This is a genomic window from Candidatus Hydrogenedentota bacterium (assembly GCA_013359265.1).
Taxonomy (GTDB): Bacteria; Hydrogenedentota; Hydrogenedentia; order Hydrogenedentales; family SLHB01; genus JABWCD01.
Genome location: JABWCD010000046.1, coordinates 1 through 17,134, shown reverse-complemented (window position 1 = coordinate 17,134; position 17,134 = coordinate 1). Strand labels below are relative to the sequence as shown.

The window sequence follows — 17,134 nt, the reverse complement described above, 5'->3', positions numbered from 1 at the left end:
CGGCTGCGGCTTCAGCGGCGTGCTGGTGAATTCCGGGTGGAATTGCGCACCGCAAAACCACGGATGGTCCTTCAACTCGATGATCTCGACCAATTCGTGATCGGTCTTCGGGTGCGTGCCGCTGACGACGAGACCGGCCCGTTGTTCGAGCGCTTCGCGGTAGCTGTTGTTGAATTCGTAGCGGTGCCGGTGTCGCTCCTCGATCACATCTTCTCCGTACGCCGTGAACGCCTTTGTGCCCGGCTTCAACTCGCATCGGTACGCGCCAAGCCGCATCGTTCCGCCGAGGTCGCGGATGCCGCGCTGCTCCGAAAGAAGCGAAATGACCGGATCCGGCGTCTCGAGATCGAATTCCGTCGAATTGGCTTTGCTCAAGCCCAGGCAGTTGCGCGCCATTTCAATAACGGCGATCTGCATGCCGAGACAAATCCCGAAATACGGTTTCTTCGCGGTCCGCGCATAGTTCACCGCGCGAATCTTGCCCTCGATGCCGCGCGATCCGAACCCGGGCCCGACAACCACGCCGTCGTACTCTCCGAGTTTCTTGTCGGGCAACACCCCGTTCTCGAACGACTCGCTGTCGATCCATTCGAGCTTCACTTTACAGTCGTTCGCGACGCCCGCATGCACGAACGCTTCATTGATGCTCTTGTATGCGTCGTCGTGATCGATGTATTTTCCGACCGCCGCAATCCGCACTTCGTGCTTCGGGTGCGTGATGCGATCCACCATCGCCGTCCATGCGGAAAGGTCCGGCGCGGGCATGTCGATACCAAGGCGTTTCAGCACGATGTCGTCAAATCCTTGCCGATGGAAGTTGAGCGGTATCGCGTATACGGGCCGGACGTCCGACGCCCCAATGATCGCGTCTTCGGTGACGTTGCAGAACATGGCGATCTTGCGGCGCTGGTCGGGGCCAAGTTCGTGCGTGCCCGTGCGGCAGATGATCACGTGCGGCTGGATGCCAATCTCGCGCAGCGAACTGACGCTGTGTTGCGTCGGCTTTGTTTTCAGTTCGCCCGCCGCCTCGATGTAGGGAACGAGCGTTACGTGGACGTTGCAGCACGGCGTGGGATACACGTCGAGATTGAACTGGCGAATCGCTTCGAGGAACGGCAAACTCTCGATATCGCCGACCGTCCCCCCCACTTCGATTAACGCAATGTCGGCATCGTCCTCGGGGTCCGCCGTCAGCATGCGAATGCGGCGCTTGATCTCATCGGTAATGTGCGGGATGACCTGCACCGTCTTGCCAAGATACTCGCCGCGGCGTTCCTTCTCGATGACCGCGTGGTACACGCTGCCCGTCGTAATGTTGCTTTTTTGGCTCAGCTTCGCGTGCGTGAAGCGCTGGTAGTGGCCGAGGTCGAGATCGGTTTCCGCGCCGTCGTGCGTGACGAACACTTCCCCGTGCTCGAAGGGGTTCATCGTGCCGGGGTCCACGTTGATGTACGGGTCGAGCTTCATAATCGCGACCTTCAGGCCGCGCGCCTCGAGCAGCAAGCCCAGGCTCGCCGCCGCGACACCCTTCCCAACGGATGAAACAACGCCTCCGGTGATGAACACGTACTTCGGCATTCAGCAATTCCCCCTATCGCCCCTTCCGCAAAGGGCACTGCTCGAATCGTTTGGGACCCCGACGCACCGTGGCTCGCGACCGACAGCCTTCCCGTTGGCACTTCCGCGCGCGCGAATCAACGCTCTCGCACTCATCGTACCGGCCTTCCTGGTCTGTGGCGCCGCCGTCGCAAAGTTCGTCCAGGTTAGGTATAGAGGAGGGTGAAATCCCGTTATCCCTAACGGGATTGCATGGTAACACAGCCGATGATCGAATGCAACTGAGCCGTGCGGAAAAGCACAACGGATGGGGTCAATTCGAGAAAAACGGCCCTATATCTGGGCCGCTAGCTGGACCGATTCGTCCTTCGGCAAGGGCACCGTCGCGTCCGGTACCGCCTCGATTTCGCTCGCCGTAACGACCTCGCCGGACAACAGCGCGACGCCGTCGACAGCAACCACAAGGTCCTCCCTCAACCGGTACGTGCGCCCGCCGGATGCAAGGTACAAGTAGTCGCCTTGATGCCAGACGTCGTCGGCGGGGTGGACAAGCCCGCTCGCCAGTTTCACGTCGTGGCGGTCCCTCGCCGTGTCGCCGACCAGCCGCGTCATCATGCGTTCTTCGCGCTCTTTCTTCGCCGCCGCTTTCAACGCGGCGGGCGTAAGCGACGGATCGAATTTCGTGTACAGGAACGAGTTTCCATTCTTTCGGAAATAGTCCCAGTACAAGTTCACGAGATACACGTAGTTCTGCGTCTCCCGATACGGCGGAATGCCGCCGTAGCGCCGCACCGTCTCCGGTCCCGCGTTGTATCCCGCGAGCGCGAGGCTGAAGTCGCCATTGAAAAGCGAAATCAACTTGCTGATGTACTGCGTGCCACCGCCAATGTTGTCCGCCGGATCAAACACGCTCGAAACGTTCAGGTCGCGCGCCGTGCCCGGCATTAGCTGCATCAGCCCCGCCGCGCCTTTCGGCGACACCGCATACGGATTGCCCCGGCTCTCGACTTGAATGATCGCATGAATCAGGCTCGGATCGACTTTATATAACTTGGCGTAGTGGTCGACATATTTGTGTATGTCGGTGTCCGTGTATTTGCCGATCGTGACGCCCCAACGCCGATCGCGAACGATGGGATCGAAGTTTATCTTGATGCGCGTGAAGTCGTTTCGCCCTTCGTATTTCTCGATCCGGTTCGTAAGGACTGGTGTCCCCCCGTCTCTGGGCTGGTAAATCGCCATACCGCGCGTACGCGCTGAACCGCTCGCCCGCTGCTTCGTCAATTGCTGGAGATACGCCGCACGCTCGTCCGAGTAGCGCGTGCGGTTTGTCGCGGAAGCACCCAGGTTGCCGGCACGGCGGTTTGGCTTGTCGGTTATGACGATGGGCGCCGGGCGGGTGCGCAAGGCTTCGGCCGCACTGCCGGGCCTCGGGTTCGTAACGGGACGGGGCTTGACTGCCGGGCTGGGGTCCTTGATGGGACTCTGCGCCGCCGCCGCAAACGACAGCGCAGCGCCAATCATAGCTATACTCAAATAGCGGCGTACCGACATAGCGTTCAATTCGTTCCCCTAGACGCGCCCTTCGTCGTGTAAAGAGTATATGCATCGAACGTCAATCCCGCAAGGGGGTTGACATGTCACCTAAATTGTATTAAAGTCTTAATACAATCTGGGGCCGCCCGATGCTCATCCATCTGTCCCCAAAAAACGGCATTCCCATCTATCTACAGATCGTCAGTCAGGTCAAGTACCTTGTGGCCTCCGGTCGGCTGCGCCCTTCTGACGAAGTCCCTCCAATCCGGGCACTGGCCGAAAAGCTGTTAATTAATCCAAACACTGTTGCGCGCGCCTATCGAGAACTGGAGCAGGCGGGTATTCTCATAAAGCGTCAAGGGGCAGGTACCTATGTATCGGAAACCGGGACCCCGCTCGCATGGGCAGAGCGTATTAAATTATTGACAGAAAGAATCGACGGCCTGCTCGCGGAGGCCCATCAACTGGACGTACCAACGGAACAAGTACTCGCCCTTATAAAGGAACGTGATCGCCTCATCGCCGCATCACCCAACAAGGAGACAGGAAATGCCGGAGCAGAATAGCAGCAGTTCGGGGTCGCCGGTGGTCGTCGACCGTCTCTCCCATCACTTCGGGCGGACCATCGCATTGTCCGGCGTGTCGCTATCCGTACCCAAAGGCGGTGTGTTTGGGCTCGTGGGCGAGAATGGCGCAGGCAAGACCACGCTCATCAAGCTGATGCTCGGGCTGCTGGTGCCGTTTCGCGGCGAGGTATCAATGTTCGGGATGGACCCGGTCGTAAGCCCCGAGAAAGTTCTCGCGCGGCTCGGCTATCTTTCCGAAGATCACGACCTCCCCCACTGGATGCGCGTTTCCGAACTCATCCGGTACAACCGCGCGTTTTACCCCGATTGGGACGACCGCTACGCGGAGGAACTGCGCCAACGCTTCGGCCTCGACGCGCATACAAAGGTCAAGAACCTCTCGCGCGGCCAACGCGCCCTCGCCGGACTGCTCATCGCGCTCGCGCACCGGCCGGAGTTGCTTGTGCTCGACGAGCCGTCGTCCGGCCTCGATGCCATAGCGCGGCGCGACATCCTTGCCGCAATTGTCCGCACCGTCGCTGACGAAGGCCGCACGGTTTTCTTCTCCTCGCACCTGCTCGACGAGGTCGAGCGCGTCGCGGACACCGTCGCCATGATTAACAAGGGGCGGCTGGTCCTCTGCGCGCCGATGGACGAGATCAAATCTCAACACCACACGCTCACACTCCAGTTTCCCGAAAATGTCGCGAGCCCGCCGAAGATCGAAGGCGCACTCTCCGTAGACGGGCGCGGCCGAGAATGGACCATCGTGTGCAACGGCGAGATGGCCGCCGCCCGCGAAGCCGTCGCGAAACTCGGCGCCACCATCCTCGAAGAGTCCACACCCAGCCTCGAAGACATCTTCGTCGCCCGCGCCGGCCGCCGCGCGATGAACGGCTAAGGAGATCGCAATGCGATCGCCAGTACGCGCATTGATTTGGGAACAATGGCGGCAAGTGTGGTGGACCGCGCCGTTGTCGATTCTGCTCACGACGGGCGTGTCGTTCGCGTTGCACCTGGACCCCGAGATCGAGTGGTACAAAGACCTGTGGAAGATGGGAAGCAATGGCGCAATCATCGCGTCATTGGCGCTGGCCGGTGGATTGTTGCTGTTCGCGCACAGCAGCCCGACGGACATCCGCGCGGGGCTGCCCGCGCGCCACATGACGCTGCCGGTGCGGTCGCTTACGCTGGCGTTGTCGCAGTACGTATTTCGATTCGCCTACTTCGTCCTTCTCGCGTACCTCCTCCTGACATCGATCAGTCTGATTGACGACTCGTACGCGGAAAATGTGCTCCCCGGAACGGTCTATGCTTCATGCGTGATCTCGATCTTGATGGCATCGATTTGGACCATCGGCCGACGAAGCATGTTCTGGGCATCGGCAATCGCCATCGGCATCGCGGTAGGGATGTTCTTTCTTCACGACAGCGTATCGATTCGGTCCTCCGCAGCAGGGTACGTCCTTGCGTTCGCGCTGATAATCGCCGGCAGTGCGATCGCCGTGAGGGGCGCGCTACGGGGACATGCCGTGCCGCGGTCAGGACCCGGCGCCATTGAAGCAAAGGCGCCGCGTGCCGCAACGCGCTCCTTCCGCGACCCGATACAGGCATACCGCTGGTTCGAGTGGCGCCGCAAATCGCGCGTGGTGACGTACAGCGCCGCGGCCGTCCTTGTGCCGCTTTTACTGTTGGAGGGCTATGACATCTGGACCAACCTGCAAAAGCCCGAGCAACGAATGGGGTCAATGGTTCACAAAACGGGGTTGGGCGCGCAGAATCCAACATTAATGATTTGGACCATTCCGAAAACGGATAGATTGGCCCGCGATCTGGATGGCATGGCCATGACACTCGTCTACGCGCCACCGTTCATTGCGCTTATTTCCGGTGTCTGTTTCGCACTGCTCGACCATCGAGATGGGACGCTTCGCCTCGCAAATTACGTGTTCACGCTTCCAATGAGCACGCGTGACATGGTGCGAGCGCGGTTTTGGTTTGGAACGAAGGCAACCGCGTTGCTTTGTATTCCCTGTTTCCTCGTAAGCGCATGCCTCGCAGCGCTGTGTGTCAAACTGAACACGAACGAGGCGTATATCGTGGAGCGGTGGTACCCGAGTTCCGAGTATCCACTGACCCTGGTGCTGTCCTTCGTCGCCACGTGGGCCCTGCTGTGGAGTCCATTGCCAATCCTTCTTGGATTGCTGTGGCTGGGGTCCGTTGGACTCGTCCTCGAGTTCACCGGTGTCCGCGGCGAAGATCCGATGCGAATGGCGCTTATAGCAATACCCCTTGCGATTACCGTATACGCGACCTTCCGCGTTGTCTCACGATATCGCCGCGGACAATGCGACGCGCAAGCCATCGAGGCCACGATGTGGATCGCGATCCTTGGCGGAGCGATCCTGATTGGCTGGAGCATTGCTGACTTCGGCTACTTCTATGACGACGAATTGCCGCTTGCCGCCGCGATGACGATGGCGCTGCTGTTCTACGCACTCGTGACGCAGCCGCACTGGCTCGAACGGCTGCGCCACGGCAGGCACAACATACGCGGCCAACGCACGTTCATGGGAGGTTGACAGATGGGTTCACCGATACTGGCCCTCGTGTGGGAGCAATGGCAGCAGGTGCGGTTCATGATCGCATTCGTCATTTCGATCACATTTCTCGCGTCGTGGAGCCTGCACGCCGCAATGATCGCTGCGCTGCCCCCGGAGCACGACATTTCGACACAGGGGATTCCCGAAAACGCGATACAATCTTGGACAGAAATGTCGACGTTCATTGCCGCGTCTGCCCTGCTGCTGTTGCTGCCGGGCCTGCTGTTTACCCACAGCAGTCTTCGCGACCTGCGCATGGCGCTTCCGCAGCGGATGTTGGTCCTGCCCGTATCGAACCTGCAATTGGCGTGGGCGCAGGTCGCCTTCCGCTTCGCCACAGTTTTTTGTGTGGCTGTTATACTCGGCCTTCTGATCGCGGCGGTTGACAGGGCCTTCGTAAGCGCCATCGCGCCATTCACCGGCATTGCGCTGATTTCGTACGCATATATTTCGGCCATCGCGCACACTGTGGGAGCGCGAAGCCCGATTGCCGCATTCGTATTCGCGGCGCTTACCACGACGCCGGTAACCGTGGCAGTAGTATTCGTGGATTCCGGCCTCACGGGCGCCACCGGCGCGCCATGGGCGCTGTCGATCGCGTTCATCGCGTTGTGTGGCGCAATCTCGATCCTCGGAATCGCGCTCCTCCGCGGCGCACCGTCCTTCCAAGAACTTGTTCGCACACAGGCATTCCGGCCTTCCGCGAGACTCCTGCGCACCAGCTTACGCGATCGCGAAATATTCCATGTCGAATGGAAACGAACGTGGTGGCTGATGCCGAGTCTCGCCGCGGGAATGCTGGTGTTGAGCGGGACGCTGTTTATCGTCAACCTCTTTCGGACGACGAGGTTTGACGACGTGGTCCGGTGGGCCGGGGAAATGCTGTTCGGCGTCGGGCCGCCGGTGTGCTGCTTCATTCTTGGTTTACTGTTCCTTGCGCGCGATCACCGCGACAGTGTGAACGGTGTAGCCCGGTTCACGTGGACCCACCCCACGTCTGTGCAACAGGTGGTGTTGCACCGCATGCGCGCGGTGACCTACTCGATGCTGCTGACGTTCGTCGTGCCAGGCATACTTGTGACGATCTTCACTGTGATTGCATTCGGTTTGCCGTCCTTTGGGCCGCTCTCGGGAACACTTCTTGCCGTGTTCGCGTCTGCAGCCTTTCTTTGCCTCGCATGGTGCATCGTGTGGGTGCCCTACGTGCCGTTGGCGTACATGCTCTTATTCTCGTCCTATAGCACCGCGACGAACTACCGCGTATGGGGCCCCGCCGAGGACTTCTGGCTCCTGATTCTCCCCTCGTTAATCTACCTGGCAGTATTCACCTTCGTCGCCCTCGCGTGCTGGAAACGGCGCGTCTTTGAGTGGCGCATCGTGTTGAGATTTCTTGCAATAGGCGCCGTACTGTTCATCATCGCATTGATGCTCATCAGCAACGCGTTTCGCCCGATTGACTACCCACCAAACGAGAATCTGGCCGCATATCGTCTCGCGGCACTCGCGCTGAGCCTCATGCCGCTCTTTGCCTTTCTCGCGCAAGGCGTTCTCCTCGATCGCATCCGACACGGCGCGCTGACGCGCCGCCTGCCCGCGCGCAGTTCTCGGTTCACGGCGTCTCGCAGTGTCTCCGGCCATGTGTAACAAACGGTAGATGTACGCGCAGTAGCGCGGTAGACTATGGCTCCGAATCGAACCTGGAGCCGCGTCATGCCGAGAATTCTCCGTTCGCTCTCTTTCTTGACCGCGCTTGTTTCCTTGAACCCCGCCTTTGCGCAAGAAGACGCCGAACATCGTTGGCTCGCGCGGCAGAAGGTACTTCAGGCGGAAGCAAGTCCGGACGGCGTACGCACCGGAGTTGTCGGCGATCTGCCCTTGTTCACGGTCACGCCCGCGAAGACCGGTCAACAACTCGTGCGCGTTTCGATAGCGTTTCCCCCGCTCGCGCTTCCGAAGGACTTGGCGATTATGGTGAGCGACGGCGCGACGACCGTTGAGCCCGACATGCGAATCCTGACGTGGCACTCGGGCACTCCTCCATCAGTCCGCCGTGCGATCGTCACGTTTCCATTCACGTTTCCAAACCTATCCGCGCGCAAATTCACGTTGTCGCTATTCAAAGGAACGCCCCCACCCCAGGTCTCGATCTTTAGCGAGGGTGACGATTGGCAAATCGACATCGCCGGGCACACTTTCTCGATAACGGACCAAGGCATCGTGTGGAAACGGCCGGACCAAACTGCCGTGATCGCCGAGGTAATCGCGCCGCCGCGGAGCAGCACCTCGCGAGGAACGCTTGGCCTCATCGAGTCCGGCAGGCACTACAAGTGGGTGCGGGCATCGTTTTATGACGAGCATTGGCCGCGCGTCATCGAACTGCGCGCGGACTCGCTGGGGACCGTTGTACTTCAAGCGCGCCTGCAGCGTCTGGACAAGGGCGACGCCACCGCGCCCGATCTGGGCTGGAAGATTTCCGGCGCGCCGCTTCCGGCGGTCGAGAAACATGTCTTCACGGCCGCCGAGTCGTCCGCGTTTCGTGCGAACAGTCCCCAGTTCGACGTTTCATTCCCGGACGCGCACCTGCTGCAGCGCGGCTACGTTTCGTCAGACCCTGCGGATGCAAGCCGCCTCGTCTATTTGCGATGCACGTCGAATGAGAAAGTTCCGATGCAGGAGACGGCATGGCGTTCGGCGGCTATCGCATTCTCAACCTCGGATGCTGCGGCGTTATCACCGCTGCTGGAACCGTCGCATCGCGTAATACATGGACCCCATGAACCGTCCATTCCATCAAATCTCACGCTCTATCCCGATATTGACGACTTGATTCACTACAACCACGCCGCGATCGCGCGTGCGGCGTTGCACGGCGATGACTACGGAAACGTAACCTCGTTCAATCCCGGCGGCCCGGCGAGCTATTACGGCATGAACCGGCTCAACCATTGCCCGCCAATCTTCGAGGAACATGCCCGTAGCGGCGACGCGCAACTTCGCGAGACCGCCGTGCAATGGTGCAGCAACATGTACGATCTCTCACTCTGGTGGGGCGACACCCCCGACTACGGCGGCACACGCTACAACGCCGCCGTCGCCGCAGGCGAAAAGGAACACGAAGGCGATACGAGCTTTCTCTGGCGCACAAACTGGACTTCTCACTTCTGCACGAAGGGCTTTGATTCGTTTTTCTACGCCTACGAGGAAACCGGCGATCCGCGCTTCCTCACCGCGCTGCACGCGCAAGTCGCATATGCCAAGCAATACGTCCACACGAACACCGGCGAATGCCGGAACATCGGCGACGTTGCCGACTTTGTCCGCCTGTATCGGGCGACGGGCGCGCCGGTGTTTCGAGAGGAAGCGCTGCGCCTCTTTCGCGAACTGACCGCCAAGCTCGGCGACGACAGCCTGTTTAGCCAGGGCGGCCAACCCATCGTAAAAGACGGGCCATTTATCGACGACGACAAGCACGGCTACGATGCGCCCTTCGCAAAGCCGTATATAATCGGCTACGCGCTCGCCGGCCTTCCCGATCTGCTCGAGATCGCGCCGGACGAACCCAGGCTTCGCGATGTGGTGCGCGCCGTAGCCGACTTTCTCGCCGCCTCCGTCGATCCCGCCGGTGGCTGGCGTTACCCGCACCCTCGCAGCAGCGGCATCATCATCAGTCAGGGGATGGAACACGCCGCCCAACTGACAAACGCGGCGCGCGTCCTCGAGCATCGCGGCGAGGACATCTCAAATCTGCTCGATGCAATCGAAACCGTACTTCAGGCGCGTGTTCTGTGTTATCAGCGCTCCGGCCAAATCCTCGCGGGGCTCTCCGGCTGGGAACAGGCCGCCGGCCTGTTCAAAGACGGCAAGACCATTTACGACCTCTACAAGAAACCCGAAGACCGCGATCGTTCGCGCGATTACACCGAAGGCGCGGTTGGCTTGGGCGGCGCGCCACCGGATGGACTCGTCTATCTCGACGAAGTGCTCGCATTCTATCTCGCCCATCGCCCCGCGGAACGGCTCTTCAACGCGAACGCGCAACTTGCGCAGGTGCTCGCTCGCGTTCCCGACGCGCGCCTCATGCTGACTCCACAGGAAGCGGGTTCATTTGTGCACGTAGTACATCCGAATGACCCATCGATCGGCTTCACGATTTGGGGGCCCGAATGGTGTTCCTTCCCGCTTCTGGGCTACTCACGGGAGGAACTTGGCGGAATGAATCTGGATTGGAAACGTGACGAAGCAACCGGTGCAATCGCCTACACCGTCGATCGTCCCGATGCCACATTCACGGCACAGTTCATTCCGCGCCTCGACCACGTCGAATGCCTCTACACGACATGGCCAAAGCCCGAAGCGACGGTTTCCGGCGCACTCACCGTCGGCCCCTGCCAACAAATGAAGGGCGGCGTATTTGACGGTGACGACGCGGACCTCATGTCGCGCATGTATTTCCTGTCCGATGGCGTGTGGACCTCGCTCGCGTCGTGCGCAAACGGCAATGCGCGCAATATCCAATTCGTGAAAGGCGGACCATCCGCTGACGTCGAAGGAGAGATGGCCGCGAGCGGTTGGAAAACCATTCACCACCCGCGCCCGGACATTCCACTGTTAGCATGTGTGAGCACGGATGGCCACTGGATCGCGGCCACGGCCGCCGAGAACGGGACCGCCGTATGCAACAACGCGAATGAATCGCACCGCTGTATGCACTCGCACGGGGCAGTTCCGTTGCGCCGCGATGGACCTACGACACTGCGCGTGAAAGCCTACCTCTTGCGCGGGACGTTGGACGACGTTCGCACACGCTACGAACGCGATCGCGAACGCTGGGCCCAATTGCCCGGTACGCCGGGGGCGCTTAGCCAACAAACCGCTACGTACGGCACACGCGACCTCCTCCCCGCGTTCAACGACGCGCGCGTCGCGCGCATGTCGTTCAATTCGGCGTGGGACAATTCTTCCTTGCCATTTGCCGATTGGCGCAAGCATGCGCGCGAGACGTATCTTGCGTCTCTCGGTTCGCGGCCGCCCCTTGCCCCCTTCGCCGTGTCCGAACTCGCGCAGGAGGACCGCGGCAGCTACGTCGCGCACAAACTCGCCTTCAATATCAGCGCCGACGAACGCACCAAAGCCTACCTCCTGGTCCCGAAAGACGAAGGCCCGCATCCCGCGCTAATCGCGCTGCACGATCACGGTGCGCACTTCTCCATCGGAAAAGAAAAGGTTGTGCGGCCCTTCGCGGAACCCGGCGAACGCGTCGCCGATGCCGCCGAGTGGACGGACAAATACTACGGCGCACGATGGATTGGCGACACGCTCGCGGATCGCGGTTATGTTGTTTTCGCCACGGACGCGCTCTTCTGGGGCGATCGCGGGCGGTTCGGCGGCGTAAACTACGAAGACCAGCAGGCGCTTGGCGCGAACATGCTCATGCTCGGCTTGTCCTGGGCGGGGAAAATCACGTGGGACGACGTGCGCAGCGCGGAGTTCGTTCAAGGTCTCCCCTACGTCGATCCCGATCGCATCGGATGTCTCGGGCTCTCGATGGGGTCGCACCGCACGTGGAGTCTCTGCGCCGCAACGGACATCGTGAAGTGCGGCGCGGCAATCTGCTGGATGGGCGATACTCCCACGCTCACCGCACCGGGCAACAATCAGACAAAGGGCCAATCCGCGTTCAGCATGCTCATACCGGGTCTGCGCAACGAACTCGACTATCCCGACGTCGCCTCAATCGCCTGCCCCAAGCCCATGCTCTTTTACAACGGCGCCGAAGATGGCCTCTTCCCCGTCCCCGGCGTCGAAGCATCGTATGCGAAAATGCGCGCGGTGTGGGAAGCGCAGGGCGCAGGCGATCGACTCGTCACGAAACTCTGGCCCGTCCCCCACGAATTCAACGCGGCCATGCAGGATGAAGCGTTTGCCTGGCTTGATACCGTCCTGAAGTAATTGTTCCCGCATCGACGGTATGGTATGTTAGGATGCTAAGTAACGGAGTAGACATGAAAAGCGCTAGTCTGAATATCGAAAAGCTTCCACACTGTGAAATCAGGGACGAGTCCAAATCCCTTGTTGCCCGCATGAACCGAAGCGGGCGGCCCGTTGTCGTCACACATCGGGGAAAACAGACCGCGATTGCCATGGGAATTTCTAAATACGAGTCGATGGTCGAAGAAATTGAAACCCTTCGTGACATTCAGACCGCGCTGCAGCAAATCAAACAGGGTAAAGCCATCCCGCACGCAGTCGTCGCCCAAAAGCTAAAAAAACGACTGGACCATGCGCGTTGATTGGTCTCCGCTCGCCTTACGCCGCGTAAATCAAATCATTGACCGTATCGCTAAACACAATGTGCGCGCGGCACAGAACTGGATCGGCCAACTACTGGACACGGTCGAGTTGCTCGGACAATTCCCCAGACGCGGCCGCCGCCTGAATACAATTAAGAACGCCGAAATCCGGCACATATGGGTTGGCATGTATCGCGTAATTTACACGATTGACCGCGACTGGGTGCAAGTCCTTACCGTTCGCCACGGCATGCAACGCGAATTACGCAGATATCGTCGCCGTTAACAGCCACTGGTGCGCATATAGGTTGTCCAAGCAGAGAAACTGGGACGTTGTCGATGGCTAACATTACTCTCTTGGCAGACACTAACGCATTGACCGAATTCGCCCGAAGCATTCTTCGCGAATTACGCCCACACCTAACGGACGATTTGCTCGTCGAGCAAATCCAACGCCAAATGTCCAATGGCTACCGCGTCGCCGTTCTCGAACATAACGGCGAACCCAAAGCCGTCGCCGGGTTCCGTTTCGGCGAATTTCTTGCCTGGGGCCGCATCATGTACGTGGACGATCTCGTCGTAAAAGAAACCGAGCGCGGCAATGGATACGGCGGGCAGTTGTTGGAGTGGTTGATGGCGCACGCGCGGGAAAACGGCTGCGCGCAGTTTCATCTCGACAGCGGGACCCATCGCCTCGACGCGCATCGGTTCTACAAGGCGCACGGCATGGAACTATCAAGTTACCACTTCGGGATGAAGCTCTGAAATTTGCACGGCGACACCCACCACTTGCGACAAATCAAGAGTCTCTAATGCTGTGTTGATATCCGTGCCTCCGAAGTCGCCAACCGCCGCGCCCTCTCCAATTTCCTTTTCGGACTCCTTTGGTCCTCTTCGTCCTTTGGTCCTTTTCGTCCTTTAGGTCCTTTTCGTCCTTTGGTCCTTTTCGGGTCCCTTAGGTCCTTTTCGGGTCCCTTAGGTCCTTTTGGCCTTTGGCCTTTTGGCCTATGGCCTACGGCTGCGTGAATACAATTCCCGATCCGTCGGGCTTCGCCAGCCGCAGACAGAAGTTCCAGCCGCCCGCGCCCTGGCTGATCTTTGCCAGAATGGTGTTACTCCCCTTGACAAAGTGGACGTCGACCTTGTCCTGGTCGAGCGCCGATCCGCGATCGACACGGTTCTCGAAGACCTGCTTTCCGTTTAACCAAATCTGGTTGCCATCGTCCGATCCGATCCGAATCTGGCCATCGCACTCGTCGGCGACGTCCACGATCGCGTAGGCATAGCCGAACACGCGGTCCGATTGCGCTATCGATCCGGTTAGATCGACAAGTCCGATTGGCCCGTTCCCCGTTGCCGGCTTCCACTCGTACGTCTTGCCCGCCGCGGAAACGGGCTTGCTCGGGTCCACGTTGGGTTCGCCAACGAATGCCGTGGTCCACGCGGCATCGTTCTTCCATTTAAATGGACCTATCACCTGCCACTTTCGGACCAGTCCGAGAATATTCGCGAATTCGGGTGGCGCGGCATCGCCGAGACTTGCTGCCATGCGCACCAGCGTTTCCACGGGCGCGCCCGCACTCTGCACCAGCTTGGCCGCTTCGACGGCTCTTTCGTTTTCCTTGTTCGCCGCCAACGCACCGGCTACCGACGCCATCGCTTCGACCGCATCCGCCTTCAGGTCTGCAATCCCGAGCGCATCCTTCACGGTGTCAAATGCCTGTGGCACGGGGTTCCGGGCAATTCCGCGCACGGCGTCCGCGCGCAACGCTTCGTCGTTCGTCAGCGCGTACAATTGGACAAAGACAAGGCCCGCCGCCTGTTTGTCGCCCGTGCTCCCAAGGTTTCCCGCCATCTGTTTTACGGCATTCAACGCAAACTCGCGCTCCTCGTCGTTGCCGCTCTTGGCAACCTCAACCAGCGCGGCAAAACCTTTCATCGAACCGATACTCGCGAGCGCGTGCAACGCCGCCGTCCGAACCGCCGGTGCTCCGTTCAATTCCGCTGCAATCAAATCAAGCGCGTCCGTCTGCTTCTGTTGTCCCCAAATGGAAATCATGGAAACACGCACCGGCTCGGAGAGACTCGAATACGCGGCCACCGCCCCCTTGACCGCTTCGCCGCCCTGCAAGCTGGTCAACGCCATCGCTGCTTGATCGTCCAATTCGCCGCCCGCGTTCGCAGCGCCGGCGACAATCGCGTCGATGACCGTAGCGTCGCCATAACGCCCCAACCCCATCATCGCTTCCGCGCGATTGGCCTTTTGCGGCGCGTTGGCGAGAACATCGCGGTACACCGCCATCGCGATGCCCCAGTTCCCGCCAGTATTGACGACTGCGTCCGCCAGCCGCAACAACGCGTCGTACGCGGCGGCTTGCGTTTCCGGTGTTGACTTGGCGGCGGTATCCCGCAGGGTCGTGACATATTTCGCGTCGCCGCTCCATGCGACCGCGCGCGCCGCCGCTACACGCACCGAATCGTCTCCATGCGACAACAGCGATGCCGCGCGATCGAGCGAACGCGGGTTGCGCAGCATGGCCACAGCGTCTAACAACGCGACGGCGAAGGCGGCGTCCGCATGGGGTGCGGCATCGATTAGCGCATCGCAGGCCTCGTCCGTCGCCGCAAGGGTAAGGCATTCCCGCGCCCTCTCGCGCAGGTTGGCATCGGTGCCGTTCAGAATGGCGGCAACAGGCCCTACGTCAAGCCCATTCGGCGCAACAATCGGCAGCAGTCGCAGCCCCTGCAACACGACCATCTCCGGCTGTCCTGGCGCCACGAGCGTCATGAGCTTCGTCGCGGCGATTTCGCGCTCCGCCTCGTGACCGGGCGCGGCCGCGCCATTGGCAATGTCCGCGATCACGTTATACGCCGACAACTTCACCGGCTGTTCCTGGCTCGACAGCAGCGGCAGCAGATGGTCCAACGCCGCCACTCCATGCCGCGGCAGCAACTGCCTCGCGCGTACGCGCGCGGCAATATCCGGCGACGCCAAGTCCTTCGCCAATGCGGCCGGCAAGGTTGTGAAATCCGCATTCGCTATCGAAGCCACCACGATCGCAATCGCGCACGCGCGGAAGAATAAGTTCTTCATTATGCGAGCCTCCACGGCGCACGGTACACGCGCGTCAGGTGACGGTTTGCCAGGTCATCGTTCAAGAACTTTTCAGCGTCCCCGTCCCAATAGAGCTTCCGCCCCGCCTTCAACGCAACGCCCGCAAGCAGGACGGACGCCGTTGATCGAAATCCCTGCTCGATATCCGCGACGGGCCGCTTCCGCGTCCGCACGCAATCAAAGAAATTGTTGTGGTGCGGCGGGTTCGCCCAACTCTTTTCGGGTTCTCCGATAACCTCCGCGATTCCAACGTCCTTCGGTTCGACAACGAACGAATTGCGATCGACAAACAGCGCCCCCTTCTCCCCATTGAACCGGATGCCGTAGTCCTTGTTCCCGTATCGGTTGTTCGGACGCTGCTCCCACGTCACGTTACAGCCTTCGTATTCCAACAGCACCTCGATTGCTTCGTAGTTGTCCGAACCCGTGCCGCCACGATAACTCCCGCCGAGCGCCTGAATGGTCAGCGGCCGGTCCTTCTGGATCCCCCAGTGCACGATGTCCATCAAGTGAATGCCCCAGTTCGTGAGTTGTCCGCCGCGCGCGTAATCGTGCCAGCCCATGAATCCGAAGTAGCGTTCGCGGCTGAACGGCACCCACGGCGCCGGCCCGAGCCACATGTCCCAGTCCACGCCATCCGGCACGGGCGCGGGTGTCTCGCCTTCGGAGAACCCGTTCACCCCGATCCACGCGCCCGCGGAGATGATCGGTCCCAAGCGGCCGCTGTGCACGATCTCGATTGCTTGCTGAAATATCGGCATCGACCGTTGCTGTGTGCCCGCCTGCACCACGCGCCCGTAGCGCCGCGCGGCGTTCACCATCGCGCGGCCTTCCGCGATCGTCGTGCACACCGGCTTCTCGACGTACACGTCCTTCCCCGCCTCGCACGCGAGAATCGTAATCAGCGCGTGCCAATGATCCGGCGTCGGCACGAATACAGCATCGATATCGTTCCGCTCGAGCACCTGCCGAAAATCCTGGTACACGTCCGGTTTCTTGCCCGTCTTCTGCTCGACAATCCCCTGCATCTGCGTGTACCGCGTCTTCACCACGTCGCACAACGCCAGCAAGTTGCAGTTCGGGTTGTCGCACAACGCTTCGATATGGCGGCTGCCCATGCCGCCATTACCAATCACGGCAATATTTATTCTGTCGTTCGCGCTGACCTGCGCGCTCGCCCTCCGCCCCAGCGTCGTGAGGGCGACGCCCCCGGCGACCGTCAAAAACGACCGGCGCGATAGCCCGTTTGTAGTCATAGGTAAAGACTCCTACTGTCATGAGTTTGAAACTCGCACCATCTGTCGTGCTCGTGCTGCCCCGAAAATAGAACTCTAAGACGTCCTACTCGTGTCGCTTTTGAAATATGAGATTTCGTAACACTTTAGCCGTTTGCCGCGACGTTTGGGGGTAACGGCGGCAGCTGACCGGTTTTGAGGTATGTCGTTAAGGCGTCTTGGAGCGTTGCGA

Annotated in this window: 12 protein-coding genes; 8 read left to right on the top strand and 4 right to left on the bottom strand. The window is 60.3% G+C overall.

The features are described 5' to 3' along the window. On the bottom strand, positions 1 to 1,578 hold a 1,578-nt coding region (locus HUU46_25105; GenBank protein NUM56922.1), incomplete at its 3' end, for a CTP synthase. 312 nt (positions 1,579 to 1,890) lie between these two features. Continuing rightward, positions 1,891 to 2,799, bottom strand: a complete 909-nt coding sequence (locus tag HUU46_25100; GenBank protein NUM56921.1) for a lytic transglycosylase domain-containing protein — start codon at positions 2,797 to 2,799, stop codon at positions 1,891 to 1,893. Positions 2,800 to 3,242: 443 nt separating this feature from the next. Here HUU46_25100 and HUU46_25095 point away from each other — a divergent pair, with 443 nt between their 5' ends. The 8 genes from HUU46_25095 to HUU46_25060 all read left to right on the top strand — a co-directional run bounded on the left by HUU46_25095 (position 3,243) and on the right by HUU46_25060 (position 13,317). Continuing rightward, positions 3,243 to 3,659, top strand: coding sequence for a GntR family transcriptional regulator (locus HUU46_25095; GenBank protein NUM56920.1), 417 nt, complete (start codon positions 3,243 to 3,245; stop codon positions 3,657 to 3,659). Then, complete coding sequence (locus HUU46_25090; protein ID NUM56919.1) at positions 3,643 to 4,560, top strand: ABC transporter ATP-binding protein; 918 nt, start codon at positions 3,643 to 3,645, stop codon at positions 4,558 to 4,560. The genes HUU46_25095 and HUU46_25090 overlap by 17 nt, the downstream gene beginning before the upstream one ends. 10 nt (positions 4,561 to 4,570) lie before the next feature. Continuing rightward, positions 4,571 to 6,241 carry a hypothetical protein gene (locus HUU46_25085; protein NUM56918.1) on the top strand — a complete coding sequence of 557 codons (1,671 nt, stop codon included), beginning with the start codon at positions 4,571 to 4,573 and terminating at the stop codon, positions 6,239 to 6,241. Positions 6,242 to 6,244: 3 nt separating this feature from the next. Next, complete coding sequence (locus HUU46_25080) at positions 6,245 to 7,906, top strand: hypothetical protein (GenBank protein NUM56917.1); 1,662 nt, start codon at positions 6,245 to 6,247, stop codon at positions 7,904 to 7,906. A gap of 66 nt (positions 7,907 to 7,972) precedes the next feature. Then, the gene (locus HUU46_25075; GenBank protein NUM56916.1) at positions 7,973 to 12,211 is read left to right on the top strand and encodes a dienelactone hydrolase family protein; all 4,239 of its coding nucleotides are present in this window, start codon (positions 7,973 to 7,975) and stop codon (positions 12,209 to 12,211) included. Positions 12,212 to 12,264: 53 nt separating this feature from the next. Then, positions 12,265 to 12,552: a type II toxin-antitoxin system Phd/YefM family antitoxin gene (locus HUU46_25070; protein NUM56915.1), complete on the top strand. Its 288-nt coding sequence runs from the start codon at positions 12,265 to 12,267 to the stop codon at positions 12,550 to 12,552. Then, a complete protein-coding gene (locus tag HUU46_25065; protein NUM56914.1) occupies positions 12,542 to 12,838 on the top strand; it encodes a type II toxin-antitoxin system RelE/ParE family toxin in 297 nt (98 codons plus the stop codon). The genes HUU46_25070 and HUU46_25065 overlap by 11 nt, the downstream gene beginning before the upstream one ends. A 53-nt stretch (positions 12,839 to 12,891) precedes the next feature. Beyond that, positions 12,892 to 13,317, top strand: coding sequence for a GNAT family N-acetyltransferase (locus HUU46_25060; protein NUM56913.1), 426 nt, complete (start codon positions 12,892 to 12,894; stop codon positions 13,315 to 13,317). A 247-nt stretch (positions 13,318 to 13,564) separates the two neighbouring features. On the opposite strand, the gene HUU46_25055 is transcribed toward HUU46_25060, so the two are convergent. Together HUU46_25055 and HUU46_25050 are read right to left on the bottom strand one after the other, a co-directional pair. Further along, positions 13,565 to 15,646 carry a HEAT repeat domain-containing protein gene (locus HUU46_25055; GenBank protein ID NUM56912.1) on the bottom strand — a complete coding sequence of 694 codons (2,082 nt, stop codon included), beginning with the start codon at positions 15,644 to 15,646 and terminating at the stop codon, positions 13,565 to 13,567. Then, entirely contained in the window at positions 15,646 to 16,923 is a 1,278-nt protein-coding gene (locus HUU46_25050) for a Gfo/Idh/MocA family oxidoreductase (GenBank protein NUM56911.1), read from the bottom strand. Before HUU46_25050 ends, HUU46_25055 begins: the two co-directional genes overlap by 1 nt. Positions 16,924 to 17,134: the final 211 nt, after the last annotated feature.

What these genes read in the sequence shown, in the direction of transcription:
- HUU46_25100 (NUM56921.1), bottom strand. Translation starts at nt 2,799, where the DNA reads ATGGCGATTTACCAGCCCAGAGACGGGGGGACACCAGTCCTTACGAAC.
- HUU46_25095 (NUM56920.1), top strand. Translation starts at nt 3,243, where the DNA reads ATGCTCATCCATCTGTCCCCAAAAAACGGCATTCCCATCTATCTACAG.
- HUU46_25090 (NUM56919.1), top strand. Translation starts at nt 3,643, where the DNA reads ATGCCGGAGCAGAATAGCAGCAGTTCGGGGTCGCCGGTGGTCGTCGAC.
- HUU46_25085 (NUM56918.1), top strand. Translation starts at nt 4,571, where the DNA reads ATGCGATCGCCAGTACGCGCATTGATTTGGGAACAATGGCGGCAAGTG.
- HUU46_25080 (NUM56917.1), top strand. Translation starts at nt 6,245, where the DNA reads ATGGGTTCACCGATACTGGCCCTCGTGTGGGAGCAATGGCAGCAGGTG.
- HUU46_25075 (NUM56916.1), top strand. Translation starts at nt 7,973, where the DNA reads ATGCCGAGAATTCTCCGTTCGCTCTCTTTCTTGACCGCGCTTGTTTCC.
- HUU46_25070 (NUM56915.1), top strand. Translation starts at nt 12,265, where the DNA reads ATGAAAAGCGCTAGTCTGAATATCGAAAAGCTTCCACACTGTGAAATC.
- HUU46_25065 (NUM56914.1), top strand. Translation starts at nt 12,542, where the DNA reads ATGCGCGTTGATTGGTCTCCGCTCGCCTTACGCCGCGTAAATCAAATC.
- HUU46_25060 (NUM56913.1), top strand. Translation starts at nt 12,892, where the DNA reads ATGGCTAACATTACTCTCTTGGCAGACACTAACGCATTGACCGAATTC.
- HUU46_25055 (NUM56912.1), bottom strand. Translation starts at nt 15,646, where the DNA reads ATGAAGAACTTATTCTTCCGCGCGTGCGCGATTGCGATCGTGGTGGCT.
- HUU46_25050 (NUM56911.1), bottom strand. Translation starts at nt 16,923, where the DNA reads ATGACTACAAACGGGCTATCGCGCCGGTCGTTTTTGACGGTCGCCGGG.